Source organism: Arthrobacter sp. EM1, from assembly GCF_029964055.1.
Lineage (GTDB): Bacteria > Actinomycetota > Actinomycetes > Actinomycetales > Micrococcaceae > Arthrobacter.
Genome location: NZ_CP124836.1, coordinates 3,660,253 through 3,684,288, shown reverse-complemented (window position 1 = coordinate 3,684,288; position 24,036 = coordinate 3,660,253). Strand labels below are relative to the sequence as shown.

The 24,036-nt window shown below is 66.1% G+C and carries 23 protein-coding genes; 6 read left to right on the top strand and 17 right to left on the bottom strand.

The window, feature by feature from the left end; translation table 11 throughout:
- Nucleotides 1–72: 72 nt before the first annotated feature.
- From QI450_RS17070 to QI450_RS17060, 3 genes are read right to left on the bottom strand one after another with little or no spacing between them, the layout of a single operon-like run.
- A complete protein-coding gene (locus QI450_RS17070; RefSeq protein ID WP_226773512.1) occupies nucleotides 73–768 on the bottom strand; it encodes a TrkA family potassium uptake protein in 696 nt (231 codons plus the stop codon).
- On the bottom strand, nucleotides 761–2,152 hold the full coding sequence (locus tag QI450_RS17065) for a potassium transporter TrkG (RefSeq protein WP_226773511.1): 1,392 nt from the start codon (nucleotides 2,150–2,152) through the stop codon (nucleotides 761–763). Before QI450_RS17065 ends, QI450_RS17070 begins: the two co-directional genes overlap by 8 nt.
- 42 nt (nucleotides 2,153–2,194) lie before the next feature.
- On the bottom strand, nucleotides 2,195–2,989 hold the full coding sequence (locus QI450_RS17060; protein ID WP_226773517.1) for an alpha/beta hydrolase: 795 nt from the start codon (nucleotides 2,987–2,989) through the stop codon (nucleotides 2,195–2,197).
- A 254-nt stretch (nucleotides 2,990–3,243) separates the two neighbouring features.
- Between QI450_RS17060 and QI450_RS17055 the strand changes: the two genes are divergently transcribed.
- Complete coding sequence (locus QI450_RS17055) at nucleotides 3,244–4,350, top strand: RelA/SpoT domain-containing protein (RefSeq protein ID WP_226773510.1); 1,107 nt, start codon at nucleotides 3,244–3,246, stop codon at nucleotides 4,348–4,350.
- A gap of 6 nt (nucleotides 4,351–4,356) precedes the next feature.
- Here the strand turns inward: QI450_RS17055 and QI450_RS17050 are convergent, their stop codons facing one another.
- Entirely contained in the window at nucleotides 4,357–5,097 is a 741-nt protein-coding gene (locus QI450_RS17050) for a peptidase E (RefSeq protein ID WP_226773509.1), read from the bottom strand.
- Nucleotides 5,098–5,299: 202 nt separating this feature from the next.
- Between QI450_RS17050 and QI450_RS17045 the strand changes: the two genes are divergently transcribed.
- Nucleotides 5,300–5,593: a DUF4287 domain-containing protein gene (locus tag QI450_RS17045; protein WP_226773508.1), complete on the top strand. Its 294-nt coding sequence runs from the start codon at nucleotides 5,300–5,302 to the stop codon at nucleotides 5,591–5,593.
- A gap of 17 nt (nucleotides 5,594–5,610) precedes the next feature.
- Here the strand turns inward: QI450_RS17045 and QI450_RS17040 are convergent, their stop codons facing one another.
- Nucleotides 5,611–7,134, bottom strand: coding sequence for a SulP family inorganic anion transporter (locus QI450_RS17040; protein ID WP_226773507.1), 1,524 nt, complete (start codon nucleotides 7,132–7,134; stop codon nucleotides 5,611–5,613).
- Between the two features lie 174 nt (nucleotides 7,135–7,308).
- On the opposite strand from QI450_RS17040, the gene QI450_RS17035 reads away from it, so the two are divergent.
- On the top strand, nucleotides 7,309–7,680 hold the full coding sequence (locus tag QI450_RS17035; RefSeq protein ID WP_226773506.1) for a MerR family transcriptional regulator: 372 nt from the start codon (nucleotides 7,309–7,311) through the stop codon (nucleotides 7,678–7,680).
- 102 nt (nucleotides 7,681–7,782) lie between these two features.
- Nucleotides 7,783–8,790: a bile acid:sodium symporter family protein gene (locus tag QI450_RS17030; protein WP_226773505.1), complete on the top strand. Its 1,008-nt coding sequence runs from the start codon at nucleotides 7,783–7,785 to the stop codon at nucleotides 8,788–8,790.
- A 38-nt stretch (nucleotides 8,791–8,828) separates the two neighbouring features.
- Here QI450_RS17030 and QI450_RS17025 read toward each other — a convergent pair whose 3' ends face one another.
- A complete protein-coding gene (locus QI450_RS17025) occupies nucleotides 8,829–9,359 on the bottom strand; it encodes a LacI family DNA-binding transcriptional regulator (protein ID WP_226773504.1) in 531 nt (176 codons plus the stop codon).
- Between the two features lie 265 nt (nucleotides 9,360–9,624).
- On the opposite strand from QI450_RS17025, the gene QI450_RS17020 reads away from it, so the two are divergent.
- Both QI450_RS17020 and QI450_RS17015 read left to right on the top strand, forming a co-directional pair.
- Nucleotides 9,625–10,941: an MFS transporter gene (locus QI450_RS17020; protein WP_226773503.1), complete on the top strand. Its 1,317-nt coding sequence runs from the start codon at nucleotides 9,625–9,627 to the stop codon at nucleotides 10,939–10,941.
- Nucleotides 10,938–11,483, top strand: coding sequence for a hypothetical protein (locus QI450_RS17015; RefSeq protein WP_226773502.1), 546 nt, complete (start codon nucleotides 10,938–10,940; stop codon nucleotides 11,481–11,483). The genes QI450_RS17020 and QI450_RS17015 overlap by 4 nt, the downstream gene beginning before the upstream one ends.
- Before the next feature lie 97 nt (nucleotides 11,484–11,580).
- Here QI450_RS17015 and QI450_RS17010 read toward each other — a convergent pair whose 3' ends face one another.
- The 11 genes from QI450_RS17010 to QI450_RS16960 form a co-directional block, all read right to left on the bottom strand.
- A complete protein-coding gene (locus QI450_RS17010) occupies nucleotides 11,581–12,756 on the bottom strand; it encodes a zinc-dependent alcohol dehydrogenase (RefSeq protein WP_226773501.1) in 1,176 nt (391 codons plus the stop codon).
- Between the two features lie 114 nt (nucleotides 12,757–12,870).
- Nucleotides 12,871–14,391 carry an aldehyde dehydrogenase family protein gene (locus QI450_RS17005; protein ID WP_226773500.1) on the bottom strand — a complete coding sequence of 507 codons (1,521 nt, stop codon included), beginning with the start codon at nucleotides 14,389–14,391 and terminating at the stop codon, nucleotides 12,871–12,873.
- Nucleotides 14,388–15,161, bottom strand: a complete 774-nt coding sequence (locus QI450_RS17000; protein WP_226773499.1) for an HD domain-containing protein — start codon at nucleotides 15,159–15,161, stop codon at nucleotides 14,388–14,390. The genes QI450_RS17005 and QI450_RS17000 overlap by 4 nt, the downstream gene beginning before the upstream one ends.
- 30 nt (nucleotides 15,162–15,191) lie before the next feature.
- A complete protein-coding gene (locus QI450_RS16995) occupies nucleotides 15,192–16,532 on the bottom strand; it encodes an FAD-dependent oxidoreductase (RefSeq protein WP_226773498.1) in 1,341 nt (446 codons plus the stop codon).
- A gap of 2 nt (nucleotides 16,533–16,534) precedes the next feature.
- A complete protein-coding gene (locus QI450_RS16990; RefSeq protein ID WP_226773497.1) occupies nucleotides 16,535–16,855 on the bottom strand; it encodes a 2Fe-2S iron-sulfur cluster-binding protein in 321 nt (106 codons plus the stop codon).
- Nucleotides 16,856–16,902: 47 nt separating this feature from the next.
- Nucleotides 16,903–17,676, bottom strand: coding sequence for an SDR family oxidoreductase (locus tag QI450_RS16985; RefSeq protein ID WP_226773496.1), 774 nt, complete (start codon nucleotides 17,674–17,676; stop codon nucleotides 16,903–16,905).
- On the bottom strand, nucleotides 17,669–19,537 hold the full coding sequence (locus tag QI450_RS16980) for a PEP-utilizing enzyme (protein ID WP_226773495.1): 1,869 nt from the start codon (nucleotides 19,535–19,537) through the stop codon (nucleotides 17,669–17,671). The genes QI450_RS16985 and QI450_RS16980 overlap by 8 nt, the downstream gene beginning before the upstream one ends.
- Before the next feature lie 68 nt (nucleotides 19,538–19,605).
- Nucleotides 19,606–20,667: a PEP/pyruvate-binding domain-containing protein gene (locus tag QI450_RS16975; RefSeq protein WP_226773494.1), complete on the bottom strand. Its 1,062-nt coding sequence runs from the start codon at nucleotides 20,665–20,667 to the stop codon at nucleotides 19,606–19,608.
- Nucleotides 20,668–20,672: 5 nt separating this feature from the next.
- A complete protein-coding gene (locus QI450_RS16970) occupies nucleotides 20,673–21,950 on the bottom strand; it encodes a cytochrome P450 (protein ID WP_226773493.1) in 1,278 nt (425 codons plus the stop codon).
- Nucleotides 21,951–22,107: 157 nt separating this feature from the next.
- Nucleotides 22,108–22,902, bottom strand: coding sequence for an IclR family transcriptional regulator (locus QI450_RS16965; RefSeq protein WP_226773516.1), 795 nt, complete (start codon nucleotides 22,900–22,902; stop codon nucleotides 22,108–22,110).
- 111 nt (nucleotides 22,903–23,013) lie between these two features.
- Nucleotides 23,014–23,988: an aldo/keto reductase gene (locus tag QI450_RS16960; protein WP_226773492.1), complete on the bottom strand. Its 975-nt coding sequence runs from the start codon at nucleotides 23,986–23,988 to the stop codon at nucleotides 23,014–23,016.
- Nucleotides 23,989–24,036 lie beyond the last annotated feature (48 nt).

The following is a 24,036-nucleotide window of genomic DNA, read 5'->3' as shown; positions in this document are numbered from 1 at the left end:
AGTCCTAAAAGTTGGGTCGACAGAACTATGCCGACCAGACTTCCCGGCGCACCTGTAGTCCAGTCTAGGGGGTCAGGACATCGTGCTGAAGCGTTCGGCCTGGGCTTTGCTGCCCTGGACAATGATCTGGTCGTCGTCGTAGAGCACCGTTTGCGCCGTGGTGTGGCCCCATTTGCCGCCCGGCCGTTTGACCGCCACGATCGTGACTCCGTACTTGTCCCTGAGGCCGAGCACACCCAGCGGCCGGTCTCGGATGCCCGACGGCGGGCTGGTCCGGACCATAACAAAGTCGTCCTCAAATTCGACATAGTCAAGAATCGAGCCGAGGACCAGGTGCGCGACGCGCTTGCCCATGTCATGTTCGGGCCGGATGACGTGTTCGACGCCGAGCTGGCCAAGAATTTCGGCGTGCGGTTCGCTGATGGCCTTGGCCCAGATCTGGGGCCGGCGGAATTTGAGGATCCGGGAAGTTGTCAGGATGCTGGCTTCGATATCCGAGCCGATCCCGACCACCGCCCGGTCGAATTCGTGGACCGAGAGCTGGCGAAGCACCTCTTCCTTGGTGGAGTCCGCCCGGACCACATGGGTCAGGCGGCCGTTGAAGGACTGGACGATTTCTTCGCTGGAGTCGATGCCGAGAACTTCGGTTCCCTGCGCCTCAAGTTCCAGGGCCAGCGAGCCGCCGAAGCGGCCCAGTCCAATAACCACCACCGACGACGCCTTGTCAACGGCTGCAGCGGCATGGGAGGAGAAGATGTTCCTAGCCAATGAGTGGCCTTTCCTTGGGGAATTCGTAGAGCACGGGGCGTTCGCGCAGGGCCAGGGCGGCGCCAAGCGTCACCGGGCCCAGCCTCCCGACGAACATCAGCACGATCAGCACGAGCTGACCCACCGGCGGAATAGCGGCTGTGATGCCGGTGGAGAGCCCTACAGTGGCGAACGCCGAAATGACCTCGAACAGGATCCGTTCCTGCCCGAAGTCGGTGACCAGCATCAGAAACATCGTCGCGCCCGTGACTAGCGCGATTGCCAGCAGCACGACGGTAATGGCTTGGCGGTGTACTGCGCGGGACAGGCGTTTGCCGAAGATGTTTACGGCGGTCCCGCCCTGGAGTTCGGTACTGAGAATAAAGAATAGGACAGCGAACGTGGTGATTTTCAGGCCGCCCGCAGTTCCGGCCGGGCCGCCGCCGATGAACATCAGGATGTCCATGCCCAGCCAGGACACTGGATTCATCTGCCCGATGTCAATGCTGTTGAACCCGGCGGTCCGGGTAATGACGGACTGGAAAAAGCCTGCGAGCACCTTCTCGGCCGGATGCAGCCCGCCCAGCGTTGCCGGGTTGGCCCATTCGACGGCGGTCAGGAACGCGGCGCCGCCGACCAGGAGGATGGCCGAGCCAACGAGAACGAGTTTGGTGTTCATGCTCCAGTGGATCGGCCGCCGGTATTGGCGCCCGAGCTCAAAAAGTACCGGGAAGCCAAGTCCACCAATGATCACTGCGGCAGCGATCGGCAGACAGATCCAGGGATCGCCGACAAACCCCATGAGGTTATCTGAATACAGGGCAAATCCGGCGTTGTTGAAGGAGGAGATGGAGTGGAACACTCCGTGCCAAAGCGCTTCGCCAAGCGGATAGCCGTACCCGGCCATAAAGCGGATCGCCAGCACCAGCGCCAGGACCGCCTCCACCGCCAGGCTGATGGCCAGGACCCCGACGAGTACTTGGCGCACGTCGCCGAAGCCGCTGCTCTTGGTCTCAGCGGCTGCGGAAATCCGGGACCGCAGGCCCAGCCGGCGGGCTGTCAGGACCCCGAGCAGCGTGCCGAAGGACATCACCCCGAAGCCGCCGATCTGGATCAGGACCAGGATGACCACCTGGCCGAATCCACTCCAGAAAACTGGCGTGTCCACGGTGATCAGGCCGGTGACACAGACGGCGGAGGTCGCAGTGAACAAGGCTTCCAGCACGCTCGCCCCGCCATCGCCTGCCTTGGCCACGGGAAGCAGGAGCAGCCCGGTACCGGCGGCGACGGCCGCGGCAAAGCCGAGCACGATCACCTGGGCCGGGTGGCGGGGCGCGAACGCACGGATAAACTTCGGGAAGCCCCCTGCCAGGGCGCGCAGGACCGCGGGAGCTTCAACGTGCATAGGGCTCACGCTATCACCGGGTGGCGCATGCCACCGAAGGGCTCAGCCCAGCAGCAACTGGACCAGTTCGCGGCACTTCCGGTACGCGCCCGCCTTGGGGTCTATCAGGGCGAAATGATCGCCCGGGACTTTCACCAGCTGAACCGGGGCGGCGGCCGACTTTGCCGCCGCAGCGTACGAGTCGGACTGGCTCACGGGAACGGTGTCGTCGTCCATGCCGTGAACGGCATAGACGGGTACTGTCAGTGGGACCGCGCTGATTGGATCAGCGTATTTATGCCGCTTTGGGTATTTCTCCGATGAACCACCCAACAGGTTGCTGACGGCGCCGTTACTGAGGTTCAACCGCTCGGCCTCAGCGAGATTGAGCACACCCGATTGGCTGACGACACCGGTCAGCTGCACCGCCCCGTCGTCGCCCCTGCGCAGCAGTTGGCGGTCCGCGTCCGGGGCCCCAAGCCGGGCGAGGCGGGACCGTCCGGCGGCCCACACCGCGAGATGACCGCCGGCCGAGTGTCCCAGCGCCACGACCTTGCCCAACTCGAGTCGGTGGTCGCCGGCAATGTCGCCGAGCTTGTCGATTCCAGCGAGTACGTCGGAGAAGGTGTGTGGCCAGCCGCCGCCGTTGCCGGCTCGTCGGTATTCCAGGTTCCACGCAGCCATGCCGTGCGCCGCTAGGTCCTTGGCCAGGGGTTCACCGAGTTCCGCGCCGTACTGCGAGCGCCAGTAGCCGCCGTGGATGACCACCACCACACCCTTGGCGGCGGCAGTCTCCGGCAGGAAGAGCTCCCCCCACTGGCTTGGGTCATCGCCGTAGCTGTACCTATGCCGCTTCACACTGTCCTCCTTGGGGCCTGGCGAGCAGTCGGCGAAGACTGCCCCCAAAGTCACCGTCGCTGCGGCCGCGATCAAAGCCCGACGCCGCACATCAGCCATCTGCCGAGCCTACCCTGACCGCCGCGCGGCACGGCGCAAGGCGACTCCGCGCCGGTGGCAGGGCCGCACTCCCGCCGAGCCGCAGTTTCAGGTCGCGCCGCCGACCCCGGGGGTGTCAGCCCTCCGCCGTCGTACCCCGGCCGTAAGCTGGGACCATGGCGAGCAACTGGGATCGACTGGACCCGAACCTGCGCGAATCCGTGCAGGAAAACGTAGAACTCTACGAGCGGGTGCGACCTGCCCTGAAGCTGGTCACCCGCGAGGTCCTGCTGACACTTCGGGCCATGCTCAAGGGCACCGAGGTGACACCGCTGTTCGTCACCGGCCGGACCAAGACTGTTGAATCCTTCCGGGAGAAGATTTCACGGACCGAGGAACCGCTGGAGCCGGGCGGTCCGCCGGTGCTGAAGTTCCCGGACCCGTTCCGGACCCTGAACGACATGGTGGGCATCCGGGTGATCACCAAGCTGCCCGCGGAAAACGCCGTCGTGGCCAACCTGATCAAGCGCCAGCGTCAGCTCTTTGACTGCCGCGGCGACCGCGAGAAGGACATCGGCTCGATCGAGTCGGGGACGTACGGCTATTCCAGCCGGCACCTGATCCTGCGGACGATCCACAACGAGGCCGTCAAGGAGTATCAGGAAGCCTTTAACCCGGAAGCCCAGCCCAATGGCAGCTACTTCTTCGAATGCCAGATCCGCACCGTGTTCGCGCACGCCTGGAGCGAGATCGAGCACGACATCCGGTTCAAGGCCGAGGATCCGCGCGCGTGGACGCCGCACTTCGACCGCCAGTTCACCGCCACGGCCGCGATGCTGGAAACGGTGGAGGGAGCGTTCGCTGACCTGCACGAACGCTACGAGGAAGTCCGCAGCTACTGGGACATCGACGGCGAAGGAGCCGCCCAGCTCACCCCTAACCGGATCCGCGATGTCTGGCGTACACTGCTGCCGCACGTGGACCGGAAGGTCGACGACGACTGGGGCTGGGCCGCCGAACTGATGGCCGCCCACGGCCTGAACCAGACCATGCAGCTGGCCGGGCTGCTGAGCGCCAACCGGATCACCGAGGTCCGCAGGGCCCTGGACCACCGCTACTCCCCCGGCCCAGACCGTCTCTTGGATGACCTGTTGCTCTGGCAGTACGGCACCAAACATGTCGACCTCACCGCCGAACCGGCCGACGCCGTCCCACACCCGCGGCGGGACAGCCTCCAGCGGCGGCTCAAGCAGATCGAGCGCTATCGGCTGACGCAGGGGTAGGAACTCCTAGAGCTCGGTCGGATCGAGGCGTTCCTCGACTACTTCGGCCGTGGAGCCGTCCGACGCGGCCAGCGTCACGCGGTAGGCAGCCTTGCCTGGTGTTTCCGCCACTGCCTCCACCAGCTGGGTCCCGCGGTAGAGCAGGCCCACACCGTCGTCGGTGCAGTGGGTCTCGCCCAATGTTCCCTGCGCCACCAGCCGGTGCACCAGGGGCCGGCGTGCCGCTTCGGAATCATAATGGACCCCGTTGTCGAAAGGGAGGAGGGCCAAGCCGTTACTCACGGCGCGCAGTTCAGGACCAAACGAGTCGGTTGTCCCGCCGCGGAACCAGCAGATCGATCCGGCCGACACGCCCGCCAACACCACTCCGGCCTGCCAGACGCGCCGGAAGATTGCGTCCAGTTCGTGGGCGCGCCAGACGGCCAGGAGGTTAACCACTGAACCGCCGTTCACCCACACAACGTCCTGGCCGAGCAGGTACTCCTCGATGTTGCCGACGTTGGGCATGCTGAACAGGTTCAGGTGCGTGAGCTGGAATCCGGCGACGTTGCCCGCTTCGCTGATCTCGGAGTTGAACCACCGCTGGTCCCCGCTGGCGGTGCCAAGATGGGCGATCCTGGGTGCCCGCCCGGTGACACCGGACAAATCCACCGCGTAGTGCACGAGTTTGTTGAATTCCAGCCTGGTCCGTGCGCCCGGCTTGTAGCCGCCGGAGGTCGCAAGAATTGTCGGACTTTTGGACGCCATAGCGGGTTGCTCCTTGGACGGGACAATCATTGCAGTTGAGCCTACCGAAGCCGGCGGCACGCACCGGCCGGATACCGTTCCCTTTCCGGGCAGGGGCAACTGGGCAGGAGCGCGCCCGGTCCGGAATGAAACGCTCTAGCGCGGCGGGCGGGCTGTCCTTAGAGTGACGGAGGAACCCGCAGCCCGATGAAAGGACGCCGACATGTCGTTCCAGGCCTATCTGGACACCATCGAAGACAAAACCGGCCTCACCCCGCGCCGGCTCGTTCAGATCGCCGAGGAAAAAGGATTCGCCGATCCTTCAGTGCAGGCTGGGACCATCCTTGAATGGCTCAAAGCGGACTACGGGCTCGGGCGGGGTCATGGAATGGCCCTGGTCCACGTCATCAAGAGCGGGCCGCGGATCGATGCCCGGCACATCGGGTCCTCCGGCGTGCACCGCGATGAGGCGGACGTGCTCTGGCTGGACGGCAAAGCAACCAAACCAAAGCCCTGACTGCGGAGGGGCCCAGCCTAGTGACCGGCGCCGAGCTTGCCGCCGAGGCGTTCGCGCATGAGGGCGCTGGCGTCGTTGAGGCCGATGATCTTCACGTCCGTACCGTGGTGGTGATACTTCTCGGTGATGGCGTCCAGGGCGGCGATCGTCGAGGCGTCCCAAAGGTGGGAGGCGTGCATGTCGATCAGGACGTGCCCGGGATCCAGGGCGTAGTCGAACTGGGTGTAGAGGTCGTTGGAGGACGCGAAGAACAGTTCGCCGTCCACAACGTATTTGGCGGTTTCGTGGCCGTCGATGTTCACGAGGGACCGTTCAACCGTGACAAAGTGGGCAACCCGGCGGGCGAACATCACCATGGCGACAAGAACGCCGACGCCGACGCCGATCGCCAGATTATGGGTTGCGACGGTGACGATGACGGTAGCGACCATAACTGCGGTTTCGCTCTTGGGCATCATTTTCACGGTCCGGGGCCGAATGCTGTGCCAGTCGAAGGTGGCGACGGAAACGAAGATCATCACCGCGACCAGCGCGGCCATCGGGATGATGGAGACGATGCCGCCCAGGACCACAACAAGGATCAGCAGGAAGACACCGGCGAGGAAGGTCGAGATCCTTGTCCGGGCGCCGGAGGCCTTCACGTTGATCATGGTCTGGCCGATCATTGCGCAGCCGCCCATGCCGCCGAAGAACCCGGTGACGATGTTGGCCACCCCCTGGCCCCAGGCTTCGCGGGTCTTATGGGAGCGGGTGTCTGTGACGTCGTCGACCAGCTTCGCGGTCATCAGGGATTCGAGGAGTCCGACGAAGGCCATGGCGAGGGCGAAGGGGAAGATAACCTGCAGGGTCTCGAGGCTCAACGGCACGTTGGGAATGAACAGTGTCGGCAGTGAGCTGGGCAATTCCCCCTTGTCGCCCACGGTGGGGACCGCGACGGCTGCGAACACGGTGATGAGGGTTAGAACTACGATGGCGACCAGTGGTGCCGGAACGGCTTTGGTCAGCTTCGGCAGGCCGAAGACAATGACCAGGCCCAAAGCAACGAGCGGGTAAACGAGCCACGGGACATCGAGGAGTTCGGGAACCTGGGACATAAAGATCAAGATGGCCAAGGCGTTGACGAACCCGACCATAACCGAGCGGGGGATGAACCGCATGAGCTTCGCCACCCCGGAGAGCCCGAGAATGACCTGGAAGATGCCGGCGAGGATCACGGCGGCGACGAAGTAGTCCACTCCGTGGGATTTCACCAGCGGGGCGATGACCAGGGCGATCGCACCGGTGGCCGCGGAGATCATCGCGGGGCGGCCGCCGACGAAAGCGATGGTCACGGCCATGGTGAAGGAGGCGAACAAGCCGATCCGCGGATCAACGCCGGCGATGATCGAGAAGGCGATGGCTTCCGGGATCAGGGCCAGCGCGACAACGAGTCCGGCCAGCACCTCGGTCTTGAGCCGGCGGGGGGACATTAGGGTCCCCCGGACGGATTGCAACTGCTCGGGCGTGAATGCCGGGGCATTCATGGCTGGTTTGACGGCCATTTCTGGCTCCGTTCATGGTCAAGAAGACGCGCGAATGCGGCTTCGCTTTGCTAATGTCTGGGGCGCAGCGCCGCGCGGGGAGGGGGGATTTCGCAAGGAACGTCTCAACCCCACTACCCAAACTCTACCCTAACGTGATGGTAGGGTTTAAATTTGAACAGGATGGAGCCCCTCATGAGCGCTAAGACCAGCACCATGCACATCGGTGAACTGGCCGAACGCACCGGGCTGTCCCTGCGGACGATCCGCCATTATGACGAGGTTGGACTCCTGCCCGCCAGCGCGCGCACCGACGGCGGCTTCCGGGTGTACTCGGAGGATGATTTCGAACGGCTTGCTGTTATCAAGCAGATGAAGCCGCTGGGGTTCTCGCTGGAGGAAATGTCCGAGATCCTGGGCCTGCTCGCGGGTGGACCGGACGCGCCGGGGTCCACTGACCGGCTCGTGGAAATCCTGGGGCGGGCGACGCATCAGCGCGCCAAGATGGCCCGCAGCCTCGCACAAGCGGATGACTTCATCGCCATGCTTGGCAGCCGCACCGCCTAACCATCCAGGGTCCGCGCCTGCGGCTCAGCTAGAATCCGACATATTCTCCCGCGCAGCGTTCACGAACTGGCTCCGGAGCGGCCCCAGTGGCACCATGTTTGGATGCTTGAGGCAACGAAAAACCCGCAGTCCGCCCAGGAGCCCAGCGCTGACGCGGTCCCGATCAACCCCGCCCTCGCCGTTGAGGCCAGGATTGCTCGCATCGCGGTGACCGTATTCCCGCTGCTGGTCCTCATCGCCGGAGTCGCCGGCTACCTGTTCCCGGGCGCCCTCAAACCCCTGAGCCCCAGCGTCCCGTACCTGCTGGGAATCATCATGTTCTGCATGGGCCTGACCCTGACCCCGCCCGACTTCGCGTCGGTCGCCAAACGCCCCTGGGCCGTGGTCCTCGGGATCGTGGCGCACTACCTCATCATGCCCGGCGCGGGCTGGCTGATCGCCGTCGCCCTGAATCTGTCGCCGGAACTGGCTGTGGGTCTGATCCTCGTCGGCTGCGCACCCTCGGGCACGGCGTCCAACGTCATGGCATTCCTGGCCAAGGGCGACGTAGCCCTCTCGGTCGCCGTCGCCTCCGTGTCCACCCTGATCGCCCCGATCGTGACGCCGCTGCTGGTGCTGTTCCTGGCCGGTTCCTACCTGCAGATCGACGCCGGCGGCATGGTTCTGGACATCGTCAAGACCGTCCTCCTGCCGGTGATCGCCGGCCTGCTGGCCCGCTTTTTCCTCAAGAAGCTCGTGGCCCGGGTGCTCCCGGCCCTTCCCTGGGCCTCCGCCGTCGTGATTTCACTGATCGTGGCGATTGTGGTCGCCGGCAGCGCCGGCAAGATCGTCGCCGCCGGCGGAATTGTGTTCCTGGCCGTGGTGCTGCACAACGGCTTCGGCCTGGGCCTGGGGTACCTGGCCGGCAAGCTGGGGCGTCTGGATGACAAGGCCCGCCGTGCGCTGGCCTTCGAAGTCGGTATGCAGAACTCCGGCCTGGCCGCCACCCTGGCCACGGCGCACTTCAGCCCGCTGACCGCCCTGCCGTCAGCCGTCTTCTCGGTCTGGCACAACGTCTCCGGCGCCATCGTCGCGGCCTGGCTGGCACGCCGACCGCTGCGGGACGCCTAACGCCGCCGCTCCCCGTCCGGCGCGGCCCGTGCGGGAAACTATTCCGGCAGCCGCGCAAGCAGGGTCGTGACAGCGCGCTCGGCGGGGCCACCCGCCGCCGGTGCCCCCGGCGCCAGAGCGTCGACACCATCCGCCTGCGCCGAGTCGGAGAAGACCAGTTGGGCGACACCGCGGGCAGTGAGCTCCTTCATCGTCGCAACGTCGCCGATGCTGCGGTTCGCCGGCTTGGAGCCGAGGATAACGCCGTCGGCGCCACCGGAGAGCATAAACTGCCGCCAGCTCTCGCCCACGAGGATCACCGGCTGGTAGCCGTGCCCGGGCAGGAGCCGAACGGCCGCCGCGGCGAGCCCACGGTCCCAGGAATCCTCGAGGTCGGTGATGGCGACGGCCACCACGTCGGTGCGTCCGCGCCGCATCCCTCGGGCTGCCCGGTTGGGCACGTAGCCCAGGTCTCGGACTGCGGCACGGACGCGGTCCCGGGTGGGCTGGCTGATCCGGGTGCTGCTGCCGGTGCGGCCGGTCAGCACGTAGGAGACGGTGGTAGGGGAAACTCCTGCGGCCGCCGCCACGTCTCGGATGGTGGGCTTGGATCCTTGCCGCAAAGATGACTCCCGGTAGTTCTCCGTCACGGAAAGGTGGCGGTGTGGCTGGTTCTCGTTGAACTCTAGCGGGAAGCCGAGGCAGATCCTTGGTGACCGCCGGTGGGCCGTCGGTTTCCGGGTCTACGGCCGGGCCAAAAGGTCTTCGTAGCGGGCGTGGCACAAAATACCCCATAGGGTATATTGAAGAAGTCCCCGGCTGCAGGGGCCACGTCCGGGAGCCTGAAGGATCGCCATGCACACGAAGGAACTGCCGGAAGGCTTGAAGCCAGTCCAGGCCAACCGCCCGGCGCGAAGCGCCCCCACGACCCAACCCGGCCTGGATAATAAGCGCCTCCAGCGCCGCGTGGTCTTCATCCTCGCCGGCGGCCAGATCCTCGGCGGCATCGGCATGGGAGCAACACTGTCCCTCGGTTCCCTGCTGGCAGCGCAGCTCTCCGGGTCCAACGCGTGGTCCGGCATGGCCGCCACAATGAGTACCCTCGGCGCCGCCTTCGCCGCCGTCCCCCTCGCCCGGCTGGCCCAGGCCCGCGGCCGGCGGATCTCGCTGTCCACCGGCGCCCTGGTTGCCGGCGCCGGCGCCGTCACGGCAATCACCTCCGCCGCGCTGGGCGTCTTCGCGTTGCTGCTGCTGGGCCTCATGCTCCTCGGCTCGGGCTCCGCAGTGAATCTGCAGGCTCGTTTCGCCGCGACCGACCTGTCCCGCCCCGGCTCCCGGGGCCGGGACCTCTCGATTGTGGTGTGGTCCACCACGATCGGCGCCGTCCTGGGCCCGAATCTGTTCGGCCCCGGTGAGACCGTCGGAGGAGCCCTTGGCCTGCCCCCGTTGACGGGCGCTTTCGCCTTCTCCGTGGCCGCGCAACTGTTGGCCGCCGGCGTCTATGCGACAGGCCTGCGGCCGGACCCGCTCCTCACCGCGATGGCCGCCCGAGTGCCCGATCTCGAGGCACCCCAGCCCAAAAGCGGTCTGCGGATTCTGCGCAGCAGCCCCCGGGCCCGGTACGCAGTGGCCGCCGTCGCCCTCAGCCACGCCACTATGGTGGCGCTTATGTCAATGACGCCCGTGCACCTGCGCGACCACGGGGCAAGCCTGACGGTGGTCGGCCTGACGATCAGCCTGCACATCGCCGGCATGTACGCCCTGTCACCTGTTTTCGGCTGGCTGTCGGACAAAGTCGGGCGACTGCCGACCATCCTGCTGGGCCAGGGCATGCTGCTGGTGTCGCTGGTGCTGGCCGGAGTTGCGCCGGATTCCAGCGCTGCCGTGACAGCGAGCTTAATCCTGCTGGGGCTGGGTTGGTCTGCCTCCCTGGTTGCCGGGTCTGCTTTGGTGGCCGAGTCAGCCCATGTGCAGGACCGGCCCGCGATCCAGGGCGTTTCCGACTTGAGCATGAACGCAGCCGGAGCGACCGGCGGCGCGCTGGCCGGTCCGGTACTTGCCGCAGTCGGGTATTCCGGGCTCGGGTTCCTCTCCATCACCATGGTGGCCACCGTGATCATCTGGACCGCCCGGCAGCCACGACGTCCCGGCAAAATCCAGGAGCAGCCATGACAAGCGACAGCGGCCCCACAGGGAACGTCGGCACGGGCACCCCTGACATACCCGAAAGCCGCGGCCGTGCGCGGCAACTCGCGCAGGTGCTCGGCAACTGGTCCCGGGCACGCGTGGTCTCAACCATCGTCGCCGCCGGCATCGCCGCGCTCTTCCTGCTAGGCGCCAACGGCATGATTGCCGGCGCCGGCACCGGCTGGACGGGCTACGCCCTGGTGGGCGCGGCGTCGATCCTGGCCGGCTTCCTGGCAGGCAGCTATGTCAACACCCCGATCGGCGCGGCGGCCACCCTGTGCGATCTACGCTGGCCCGTCCTGGGCCTCTTCGGCGCGGTGTGGGCGAGCTCGGCTAGGGAGGCAGTGCCGTCGGTCCAGGTCGCCGCGGGCCTACTGTCCCTGGCTGTGATGGCATGGGCCCTGCACGGCCGACTGGAGCTGGAGCGCAAAGTCACGCTGGGCCGCAGCGGATCGCCGGAATCCGACGTCGACGTCTGCACCGACTGCCGCCCGCTGTTCCCCACCAAGCCGCAACCGCAGGACTGAGCCTGCAAGCCTCGGCGGCGGAGCGCAGGCCAGAGGCGGATGTACGCCCAGCCGTCCCATTGGCATTTGGCAAGGAGCGATGACTGGCAACTCACCGCTAGGGCTTCAGCACAACCTTGATGCAGCCGTCTTCCTTTTTCTGGAAGATCTCGTAGGCCCCGGCGGCGTCGTCGAGGGCGACTTCGTGGGTTTTGAGGTCCATAACGCCGAACGGGTCTGCCGGATCCTCAACAAACGGAAGCAGCTCGTCCGTCCAGCGCCGGACGTTGCACTGGCCCATCCGGAGTTGGATCTGCTTGTCGAACATGCTCATCAATGGCATGGGGCTTGCGGTGCCGCCGTATACTCCACTGAGCGAGACGGTCCCTCCCCTGCGCACGGAATCCAAAGCTGTATGGAGGACCGACATCCGGTCGATACCGGCAGTCTCCATCACCTTCCTGGCCAGCGCATCGGGCAGGAGCCCCACGGCGTTCTGCGCAAAGGCGCCAACCGGCGAACCATGCGCTTCCATCCCGACGGCGTCGACGATCGCGTCGGGGCCCCTGCCATCGGTCATGTCGCGGAGCTGGTCCCCAATGTCTTTCGTAAAATCAACGGTCTCCACGCCGTGCCGCTCGGCCATCCGGCGGCGTTCCGGAACCGGCTCGACGGCGATGACCCGGTGGCCCAAGTGCCGGCCGATCCGGCTGGCGAACTGCCCCACCGGGCCAAGACCAAAGACGGCGAGTGTCCCGCCGTCGGGAACGTCAGCGTAGTGGACCCCCTGCCAAGCCGTGGGCAGGATGTCGGAAAGGTAGAGGTACCGCTCGTCGGGAAGCTCATGCCCGACCTTCACCGGCCCATAATCCGCGTGCGGAACCCGCAGGAACTCGGCCTGCCCGCCGGGGACCGAGCCGTACAGCTCGGAGAACCCGAACAGGCTCGCACCGCTGTTGTGGGAGTGGACCTGGGTGGTTTCGCACTGGGACTGCAGACCCCGTTTGCACATCCAGCAATGACCGCACGAAATGTTGAAAGGGATCACAACCCTGTCGCCCGGCTTGAGGTTCCGGACGCCGGAGCCGACCTCCTGAACGATCCCCATGGGTTCGTGGCCGAGGATATCGCCGGCCTTCATATACGGACCCAGGACCTCGTACAGGTGAAGGTCAGAGCCGCAAATCGCCGATGACGTGACTTTGACGATGGCGTCCGTCGGCTCCTGGATCACCGGATCCGGAACCGTCTCCACACTGACTGACCTTTTTCCCTGCCACGTAAGCGCCCTCATGTCCGCTCCTCCAGTCACAATCGAGATTGATAAGCATACTTGCCATTTCGATTGTTCCTTATCCCCGCGTTATTGAAAAGTGAGACCGGGCCCGGGGCGGAGTGCGCGGCAGCCCTAGGCCTTCCGGTGGATCGACTTGTAGCTCAAGTAGGCGGTGAGGCCCTCGACCCCGTACTCGGTGCCCAGCCCGGAATCGTGCCGGCCGCCGAAAGGAGCCGCATGGTTGGAAGCGAAGAAGTTGATGCCCACCGAGCCGGTGTCCATCCGGTCCGCCACGGCCAGCGCTGCCTCCTGATCACGGCCGAACACCAGCCCGCCGAGGCCGAATTCCGTGTTGTTCGCCAGCGCAACCGCCTCATCAACACTGCCACCTGCGTCGTTGTATTTGAGGATGCAAATCACCGGACCGAATATCTCCTCCCGGGAGATCCGCATGTCCGGCGTAACGTCGGCAAACACTGTGGGTTCCACGAAGTAGCCGCCTTCCAGCCCGCCGCCCAGTGCCGCGCGGCGACCGCCGGTGGTGGCTCGGGCGCCCTCGGCCAGGCCCGACTCCACGAATTCCAGCACGGTCCGGTACTGGGATTCCGTGGCGCACGGCCCGAAGACCGTGTCCGGATCCAGCGGGTCGCCCTGCTTTCCGGCCGCGATGGTGCTGGTGACCATGGCCACCACCTCCTCATACCGGCTGGCCGGCGCCAGGATCCGGGTCGAGATGTAGCAGGTCTGCCCCGTGTTGCGCATGGAGGAGCGGATCAGGACTTTGGACATTTCCTCAAGATCGGCGTCCGGCAGCACGATCGCACTGGACTTCCCGCCGAGCTCCAGGGTCACGGGACGCAACAGCTCGCCGCAGGCCGCCGCGATCTTCCGGCCAACCGGCGTCGAACCCGTGAAGGCCACCTTGTCCACTCCCGGGTGCTTCACCAGCGCATCGCCCAACCGTCCGGAGCCGGTGACGAGGTTAACGACGCCGGCAGGAACACCAGCCGCTGCGATCGCATCGAAGATCACCCGGAGCGACAGCGGGGTGGGCGACGCCGGCTTGATCACCACGGTGCAGCCGGCCAGCAGCGCCGGGGCGAGCTTGATCACCACAAGGTTGATCGGGAAGTTCCAGGGCGCGATCAAGGCGCAGACGCCGATCGGTTCGCGCCGGACTACGGATTCGCCGCCGCCCAGGGGGAAAGCCCGCACGTCCTCCCGCTCAAGGTAGCCGGCCAGGCCTGCGAAGTAGCGAAAGATGCCCGCGGCGTTGGCCGCCGCCCCGGCGGACTCCGAGACCGGAGAACCGTTCTCGCGGGTGTTGGTCAGCGACAGTTCCCCGGCGCGCTTCTCTACCTCTTCGGCAATGCGCAGCAGGTACGCAGCGCGGTCCGAGGGTGCCAGCCGCGGCCACTCCCCGCCATCGAAGGCCGTGCGTGCGGACTCGACGGCGGAGTCGACGTCCGCGGCGGTTCCGTCCGGGACGGAGCCCCATACTTCGCCGGTGGCGGGGTCGGTGACGGGGTTGCGGCCGGTGCCGCCCGCGGACCTCCAGGCGCCGTCGACGAAGATGTTGTCAACGTGCGTGTACGGCAGCTGAAGGGCGGCGCGGAGGGCCAGGGCAGGGCTGTTGTGTGTGGCGGCAGTCATCGGATGACTGCCGTCTTCAGCAGGGCATTGGAGCGGTCCAGGTCGGCGCTGGCCATGTCGTGGGCGGCCTGGGTGATGAGTTCGGGCACTATTTCCGCGGCCAGGCGGTCGGTGTAGGTAGCGGGGTCCAGCTTGAACCAGGACGAGGCCAAGGCAACCCCGGCCTGGTCGAAGCGCCACAGCCGGTCTGCGTCGCGCATCAACGCGTCCTCCAGCGACTTGGCTACCGGGCGGGTGTCGTGGCCGTCGATGATCTCGCACACGCGGTCAATGAACTCGGTGTTATAGCCCAGGCCCGGGAGCACCCGCCGGGCGACCTCGCAGCCCTGCTTCTCGTGTTCGTAGCGAATGGCGGCCTTGCGCCAATCCCCCGCGAAACCCTCTGAGATGATGCGGGACTCATCCACGTGGGCCCAGCCGGTATCGTGCAGCAGGGTGGCCACCCGGACCAGTTCAGCGTCAGCGTTGGGGTAGGCCCGGCAGAGTCTTTCGGCGAAGGCGAGGGAGATCGGCAGGTGGATGTCATTGCCGCGGGTACGCGTCTCGTGCACTACGGTGCGCCAGAGCCCGTCGAGATCCCCGAGCGCTGCCGGGGTGGTGGCGATCGGGGCGGTGTCTACCGGTCCCGGCGCCGGGACCGGCCGGACGGGGTATGCGGCTGCGAACTCCGCAGCCGCGGAATCAACAGCCGCGGGACTGGTTCCAGCCGGATTTTCGGAAACCGGGTTCGCGGCGCCGGTGGCGGCAGCCGAGGTGTGGGGGGCAGTCATGATTCTCCTTCGGGTGGGCAGGCCTGCTGGCTAGCTGTCCGTGGTGATCGTTTTGAGGGGCGTAGTTGGGTCGGCAGCGGCGCCGGCGGGGATGTTGCGCCCTTGGGCAAGGGCGTTTTTGACGGCCATAAAGTCCAGCGGAGCATTAACGCAGTCCGCGGCGATGACCTGGCCCAGGCGGTAGTAGAGAACGCTGAATTTGCCGCGTTCCCTGTCCGGCCGCAGCACCGTCTGGTCGTAGCCGTTGCAGAGCCCGGCGATCTGGAGTTTCAGCTCGGCCTGGTTGGACCAGAACCACGGGATGCCGGCGTATTCCTCGCGCCTGCCGGTGAGCGAGTAGGCGGCCACCTTGGCGTGTTCAATCGCATTGTTCACGCTTTCCAGCCGAATCCGCTCACCCGGTTCCGAGCCGGGCACGGGGTTGGGCATGTTGGCGCAGTCACCGATCGCCACCGTGGTGCCGTCCGATGCCAGCGCGAAACGGTCCACAACGATCCCGTTGTCCACGGCGAGGCCAAGCTGTTCTGCGAGTTGGGTGTTGGGGCTGACGCCGATGCCGACCAGCACGATCTGCGCCGGCAACACCGTGCCGTCCTGGAGCTCGACGCCGGCGACGGCGACGGCGCCTGCGTTGCCTGCGGCTGCGGTGAAGCGTTTGGCGCTTGTATTGAGCCGGATGTCCAGGCCGCGGGCGCGGTGCGCCTGCAGGAAGTACTCGGCGGTTTCCGCGCCGACGGCGCGGCCCACCAGCCGCGGGCCGAATTCCAGCACGGTGACGTTTTTGCCCATTTTTTGCAGGCTCGACGCAGCTTCGAGGCCGATGAACCCGCCGCCGATCACCACAACATCCTGCGCGTCCCCCACCCGGGCCTTGAGCGCCAGCGCGTCGTCGGCGTTGCGCAGATAGAGCACGCCCTCGAGGTCGCCGCCGGCTATTTTCAGTTTCCGGGCGCGGGCGCCCACGGTGAGGGCGAGGCGCTTAAAGGGGAATTGCCTGCCCGAGGTGGAATACGCGACGCCGGAGCCGTCGGCGTCCTTGTCAATCCTGACAATGTATTCGGCTTTGACCAGCTCCACGTTGTGCTCGGCCCAGTAGTCGTTGGAGCGGAAGATAAGGGATTCGCTCCCCACCGTGCCCTGCAGGAACTCCTTGGACAGGGCCGGGCGCTGGTAGGGCCGGTGGTCCTCATCGCCGAGCAGGGTGATGTGTTCCTCGAAACCGAGCGCCCGGAGCGATACCGCGAGCTGGACGCCGGACTGGCTGGCGCCGATGATCAGCAGGCCGGTGCGGGTCGGGCTCTCAGTTTCGGTACCGGCTGCGCCGGCGGTTCCGGCGGACGCCTGCTGCGCCGCGGCAACATGGGTGCCCATCACTACACCTGCGTTTCCGGGGTAGTGACGAACAGTTCGAGCTCATCGGTGAGGCGGAGCTGGCAGGACAGGCGCGAGTTGTCCGCACGGTCCACAGCGGTGCCGTAAAGCATCTCGTCTTCCATGTCCTCCATGGCCGGAAGCTGCGAGAGGCAGTCCTCCCGGACAAAAACGTGGCAGGTGGCGCAGGAGAGCGAACCGCCGCACTCGGCCACGATGCCGGTGACGCCGTTGCGCACTGCGGTCTCCATGACCGAGTCGCCGGCGTTGCCCTGGACGTCGCGGACTGCGCCCGCGGCGTCGGTGAAATGAACCGTTGGCATTGGTCCTCCTTGGATTGAAAAGCTGAAAGGTGAGGTCAAGGGCGGGGTCAGATGAACTGGCGGCCGCCGTCGACCACCATGGTCTGGCCGGTGTAGTAGGAACTGTCCGGACCGGCCAGGAAAAGGGCCGCGCCCACGATGTCCTCCGGCTGGCTGGCCCGCTTGATGGCGCCCCGGTCCACACCGTAGTTTTCGGCGTCCGCCATCAGCCCGTAGCTTGCTTCGGTCAGGGTGAAGCCCGGGGCGATCGCATTGACCGTGATTCCCCGCCGGCCCAGTTCCTTGGCCATCACCCGGGTTAGGGCCACCACGCCGCCTTTGGAGGCGACGTAGTGCAGCCACTGCTCCGAGCCACTGAAAACGGTGGCGCTGGAGAGGTTGATGACGCGCCCGCCCTCGGGCAGGTACGGGCTCGCGGCCCTCGTGACGAGCCACGGGCCCTTGAGGTTGACGTTCATCACCAGGTCCCATTCGGCCGGGTCGATGTCCTCGAACGGGCTGCGGGTCACTCCGGCGTATACCGCGGCGTTGTTGAGCACAACGTCGATGCTTCCGCTGCCGAAATCCGCGCAGCTTTTCGCCAGCGCCTCGGTGGAGCCGACGCTGGTGACGTCGGCGTGGAGGGCGACGGCATCGGCACCGGTAGCCAGAACCAGCCTGGCAGTTTCCTGTGCACCGTCGAGGTTTACGTCCGCCACCGCCACGCGGTAGCCGCGGCGGCCGAAGCCGAGCGCGAACGCCCGGCCGAGCCCGCCGGCGGCACCGGTGATCAGGACGGTGCGGGCAGGCTGCCCCGCACCGTCCAACTGCGGATCAGACATGGCTGTGGCTGTGCGCGCCCGGTCCGGCGATGACCAGTTCGTCTTCGGCGTCGAGGATCTGGACCGTGCCCTTCGTGCCGTCCACGCGAAGCCGCTGCCCGGTCTTGATTGTGGTGGACGCCGAGCCGGTGCCGGTCACGGCCGGCAGGCCGTATTCCCGGCAGACGATCGCCGCGTGGCTCATCATGCCGCCGATGTCCGTGACCGTGGCCTTGATCTTGCCGAAGATCGGCCCCCAGGACGGTGCCGTGACGGTGGCCACCAGGATTTCGCCCTGCTGCACCTCGGATAGCTGGTCCGCGTCGGTGATGACGCGTGCCAGGCCTTCCACGACGCCGGGTGAGGCGGCCATGCCGCGCAGACCGCCGCCTTCGACTGCTTCGCCGGCCCCAAGCCATTGCTGGACCTGTTCGGTGGTGATGCCCCAAAGCATCCGGGTGAAGGGTTCGGTGATGATCTCCGGCGGGGTGTTCAGTGCCGGTGCGGGCCGGGCGGTTTTGAGCGCATCCACGATCCCGCGGCGGCGCTCGATTTCCTCCGGCCAGTAGTCCGGACCAATGGGCTTCGCGCCGACACCCCATCCGGTGACGAGGTCGAAGAGCGCGTCACGGACCTCGTTGCGGCCCAGGTAGAGCAGGTCGTCCGGTTCGGTCCAGAAGCCTTCAGCCTGCATCATGCGGGACAGTTCGCGGATCTTGCGCCAGAAGACGCCCATGGTCCAGTGCTCGATGTAGAAGTTGTGGTTCTCCACGTACGGGTAGGCGGTGGCGGCAAGGCCGCGCTTGGCGTCGAAAAGTGCCAGGTTTCCGCCTTCGAGCAGGTCCCGGTATTCCCCGATGATGCGGTCGCGTTCGATGATCAGGGCCTCGACCGGCCGCATGATTTCCTGGCCCTCGTCCACGCGGCGGATGTAGTCGGCGATGTAGCCGAGCGGGATTTCCTGGTGTTCGTTCCAGTACTTGTCGTGGCCGTAGAAGCCGTTGCCCACGGTGAAGTTGAACCACGGGTCCTTGGCGGCCTCGTACTGGGCCGTCCAGCGGTCCCCGCCGGGGGCCGCGGCGATGGCCGCCAGGGTGGACCCGACGTCGTCGGTGTTGCCGAAGAGCGACTGCAGCTTAAGTTCGACGGCCAGTTTAGCCAGCCCCTTCAGCTCGTCATCCGGGCGGAAGAGTTCCATGTCCACGCCCTGGACCATCGTGGCGATGGACTGGTCGGGGATGTTGGGGAAGACCTGCTTGCAGAAGTTGAAGAAGTCCAGGTAGGCGATGTAGCCGAGGTTGAGGAACTCGAAGTGGTACTGCCAGTTCTGGTAGGCCAGCTGGATCAGCCGGTCGTAGCTCTCAAGCAGCTTCTCGGAGCCGTCCTTGCCCTTGCCAGAGAGGATGTCCTCCATCGGGACCACGTCCGGGAGCTTGGGGAAGGAGATGGTTTCCATCTCGTCGATGGTCCCCTTGACCTTGATGTGCCACTGCTTGAGGAGCTCATCCCAGTTCTGGAAGTAGTGGCCAACCCGCTGCTCGAACAGGGGCACCCGCGCGGCGATCTGGTCCTCGGGCACCGGGATGGGCGACATGTAGAGGTAGCCCAGGTGGACCCGGAATTCGATGCCGTTGGCGTTGGGGATCATCAGGTGCCGGGCGTTGTACTGGCCCAGGCACTTGACCGCGAATTCGCCGCCGATGGTCTCGAAGGGCTTGAACACGGTGGGCCAGTGCTGGCTGTCGCAGAACCAGAACTTGGCGTCCTCCTGCTCCTTGAGCTTGTCCTGGAACACCAGGTAGTAAGGGTAGATCTTTTCCCAGCCCTCGGCGCCGGCGGGGACCGCAAGCTCGGAGGGCTTGGGGAAGGATTTCAGGGACATGGCGGTCCTTTCAGTGCGGGCTCGGCGTTGAGCCTGGGTGAGGGAGCGGGATAGGGGGTCAGGACTTGTTAGGTGAGCTGGCGGGGGCTGAGTCCGCTGAAGTAGCCACCAGCGGCAGCAGCCGACGGGACAGTCGGCTTGGAGGAATGCACCGTCTCGGGGCGGGACTGGAGCAGGAGCAGGTTTTCGCCGTCGGGCAGGTCGCCGTCGAGTGCCCATTCGATGTCCTGCGGGCATTTGTAGTGCTTCTCCGCGCGCTTGGCCATTTGCGCTACGGCCGCGAGTTCGGCGTCGCTGAGGCTGCGGCGGCCGCGGCGTTCGGCGTCGACCTCCCGTTCCACCAGGCGGCCGGCCGCGGCGTCGGGGACGAGTTCGGCGTGCTTGTCGCCGAGGTGTTCGAAGATGACGGCCAGGGTGACCTTGTCCAGCATGATGTTGTCCGGGGTGACCTGGCCGGAGACCACCATTTCGCCGACCCCGTAGGAGGAGTCGATGGTGATCTTGGAGCGGTCGCCGTTGGTGGGGTCCATGGTGATCGCGACGCCGGAAACACGGGCGTTGACCATCTTCTGCACCACCACGGCCATCGACAGGCCCTCGTTGGGGATGTTGTTCCGGAGCCGGTAAATGATTGCGCGGGAGGTAAAGAGTGAGGCCCAGCACTGCCTGATGTGCTCGGTGACGGCCTTGACGCCGTCGAGCCAGAGATAGGTGTCCTGCTGGCCGGCGAAGGAGGCGTCCGGGAGGTCCTCGGCCGTGGCACTGGACCGCACGGCGACCGGGACCGGCTCCTCAAAGCGGGACATCAGGGCGTTATAGGCTCCGACGGTGAGCTCGCGCATCGCCTGCGGCACCGGGCGGGAGCAGATGTCCTCGCGGATGGCGGCGGAGACCTTATCCACCTGGCCCATGTCCCCGGGGTCCAGATCGGCAAGGAGCTGGTGGATATGCCGGGTGATGCCGGCTTCTTCCATAAACGCATCGAACTGCGCGGTGGTGACGACGAAGCCGGGAGGGACTGGCATTCCGGCGGAAGTCATAGTGACCAGCGAGGCGCCCTTGCCGCCCAAGTTTTCAAGTTTCGGCTCGATGCCGCCGTCGAAGAACTGGATGTATTCGTTGCTTTGCATGTTTTTTAGGCCTTCCAGCTGACGGGGACGGTCTCGGGAACGCGGAAGGAGAGGTTTTCGCGGAAGGTGGTGGCATCCGGCCTCTCCAGCTGCAGCCCGGGGGCGAGCCGGGCGACTTCCTCGAGGGCGATTTTGGCCTGCAGCTTGGCGAGCATATTGCCCAGGCAGTAGTGGATGCCGAACCCGAAGGACAGGTGTTCGCGGGCATTGGTGCGGGTGATGTCGAAGTCCTCGCCGGAGCTGAACTTGCCCTCATCGCGGTTTGCGGCGCCCATCAGGAGCAGCAGCTGCGAGCCTTCCTCGATCGCCACCCCACCGACTTCGGTGTCTTTGAGGGCTTTGCGCCGCCACCCGACAATCGATCCGGCGTAGCGGAGGACCTCGTCGATGGCCGCAGGGATCGTCTTGGGGTCTGCTACGAGCTGCTTCCACTGCTCGGGGCGGGCCAGGAGTTCACGGAGGGCGTTGGAAATCAGTGTGGTGGTGGTCTCGTGGCCGGCGAAGAGCAGGCTGTAGAGGACGGAGGCGATCTCGTGGTCGGAGATCTCGGCGCCTTCCTGCTGCGATTTCACCAGGTCGGCGGTGAGGTTGTCGCCGCCTTCCTGGTGGGCCACCCTGACCAGGCGGAGGCATTCCTGCCAGTACTCCACGAGGTTGTGGGCGTGCGGGATCTGTTCCTCGTCGCTGAGGTCGCCCCAGGTCATCGCGGCGCGGGAATCACTCCAGCGTTTGAAGGTGTCCACCTGGGACACCTCCGCTCCGATCAGGGTCAGGATGGTGATGGTGGGGACGTCGTAGGCGAGGTCCCTGACCATGTCGCCGCGGTGGTCCGGGCTGGCCAGCATCTTCTCCAGCAGTTCGACGACGTTCTGCCGGATAAAGGGTTCCAGCGCCTTGTAGCGCCGGGGAGTGAAGGCCTTTTGGACCACGGCACGGATGCGGGTGTGCTCCGGCGGCCGGCGGGCGGACAGGCCCGAGTAGGCGGTGAAGCCGCCGTCTTCCATGATCTTCTTTGCTGCGGCGCCGCGTTCGCGGACGGGAGCCTGGGCATTTTCGCTGGAGAAGGTCTGCCAGTCGTCGAACACGGCTTTGATGTCGTCGTAGCGGGAAACAACGTAGAGGCCGATCCGCTCGTCGAACATCACCGGCTGCTCGGCCCGGAGTTCGGCGTACGCCGGAAACGGATCCTTCATCTGGAACGGCTCGTAGCCATGGTGCCCGGCGGGGGCTTCGGCGCCGTGACCATAGGGGCAGCGGCCGGCCGTTTCTGTCGACGATGACATCTGGGCTCCTAGATTTTTGGTCCCGCCGGCAGCGGCAGTGCTTGCCGGGGGTTCTTATTCATCAGTGTGGCCCCGATCACCCGCGCCGGACAGGACTGGCTTCCACTCAGTGGAAGCCAGTTGTCTTCCGTCACGGTGCGACGGCGACGGCGACGGCTCAGGCCGTGCCGGCGAAGTTGCTGCCGAGCAGCGTTTCCAGCGGGATCCGGGCCGTAGCGCGCTCGATCTGAGCGGCGATGCCCCGCAGGACGGGCAGGTGCCGGGTCATCGTGTCGGCCTGGCTGGTTGGCAGAACCAGTCCGATCGAGGCGCCAATCCGGCCGGTATGGAAGACCGGGACGGCGATCGAGCAGGAGCCCAGCCGGACTTCCTCCAAGGTCGTGGCGTAGCCCTGCTCGCGGATCCGGGTCAGCTCCCCGGACAGCTTCCTGGGGTCCACGTGGGTGTGGGCGGTGTGCCGCTCCAGCTGCCGGTTCAGGTAGGCCTCGCGGACCCAGTCCACTTCGAAGGCCAGGATGACCTTTCCGACGGCGGTTGCATGCATGGGCAGCCGGCCGCCGACCCGGGAGGCCCGCGGGACCCGCCTGGAGCCGTAGACACGATCGATGTAGAGCACCTCATGGCCGGCCCGGACCGCCAGGTGCGCGGTTTCGCCGGTGAGCGAGAACAGATCCTGGACGTAGGGACGGGCCGCATCGCGGAGCTGCCGACCGGTGTTTTGGGCCAGTTCCCAGAGCCGGATGCCGAGCTGGTAGCGGCCGTTGGGCTCGCGGGAGAGGAGCCCCCAGTCGGTGAGTTCGTTGACCAGGCGGTGGGCAGTGCTCAGCGGCAGCCCGGACTTTTCGGCAATGTCGGTGAGGCTGAGAGCGCCCCGGGACTTTTCAAAGGCTTCCAGGATGGCGAGGACCTTCGAGGTTACGGTCCTGCCGGGTTCGCGGCTGCCGCCGGCCATCATGACCTCCTCGTCGCGGGCTCAGGGCCGGCCGTCAGCTGGCCGTTCCCTACCCGGAATCGAGTCTAATCGGCACTGGCCGCGGCACGCTCCGAACGAGCCACGGCCCGCCTAGACATCGATGGTGTCCATGTTCGGGTACCTCGCTCCGGCTGCCGCCCCGGCCGGGGCCAGTTCGTCGAGGCGGGCCAGGTCGTCGGGGGAGAGTTCGACGTCGGGAGCGCCCAGGTTTTCGAACAGACGTTCGCGCTTCTTGGTGCCCGGGATGGGAACAATATGCTCGCCCTGGGCCAGCAGCCAGGCAAGTGCCAACTGCGCCGGAGTGCAGTCCTTCGTATCCGCCAACTCCTTCACCCGATCCACGAGCTGTAAGTTGCGGGTGAAGTTTTCGCCTTGGAAACGCGGGGAATGCCGGCGGAAATCGTCCGCCGCAAAGTCGTCAGGGCTGCGGAATTGACCGGTCAGGAAACCTCGGCCGAGCGGGCTGTAGGGGACAAAGCCGATGCCAAGCTCGGCGAGGACCGGGATTATCTTGGTCTCGGGCTCGCGTTCCCACAGCGAATATTCGGTCTGCAGGGCCGTGATCGGGTGCACCGCATGTGCCCGGCGAACGGTGTCCGCGCTGGCTTCGGATAACCCCAGGTGCCTGACTTTTCCGGCCTGAACCAGCTCAGCCATGGCTCCGACGGTTTCCTCGATCGGGGTGGCCTTGTCGACGCGGTGCTGGTAATACAGATCGATATGGTCCACGCCCAGTCGCTGCAGGCTCGCGTCGCAAGCGGCCCGCACGTAGTCCGGGGAGCCGTTGATGCCGACCCAGGATCCGTCGGCCCGGCGTTCGTTGCCGAATTTGGTGGCGAGCACCACGTCCTCCCGACGGCCGGCAATAGCCCGGCCAACAAGCGCTTCGTTTGTGAACGGGCCGTACATGTCAGCCGTGTCCAGCAGGCTGCCGCCGGCATCGAGAAAGGCCTGGATGGTTGCGATGGACTCTTTTTCCTCGCCACGACCGTAGAACTCGCTCATGCCCATGCAGCCCAGCCCCAGGGCTGAGACGGTGAGTGAACCGAGAGTGCGGGTTTCCATAGATTTCTCCTCAGTCAGATCGGCATGGCGGCCACCGGCGTCCCGTTC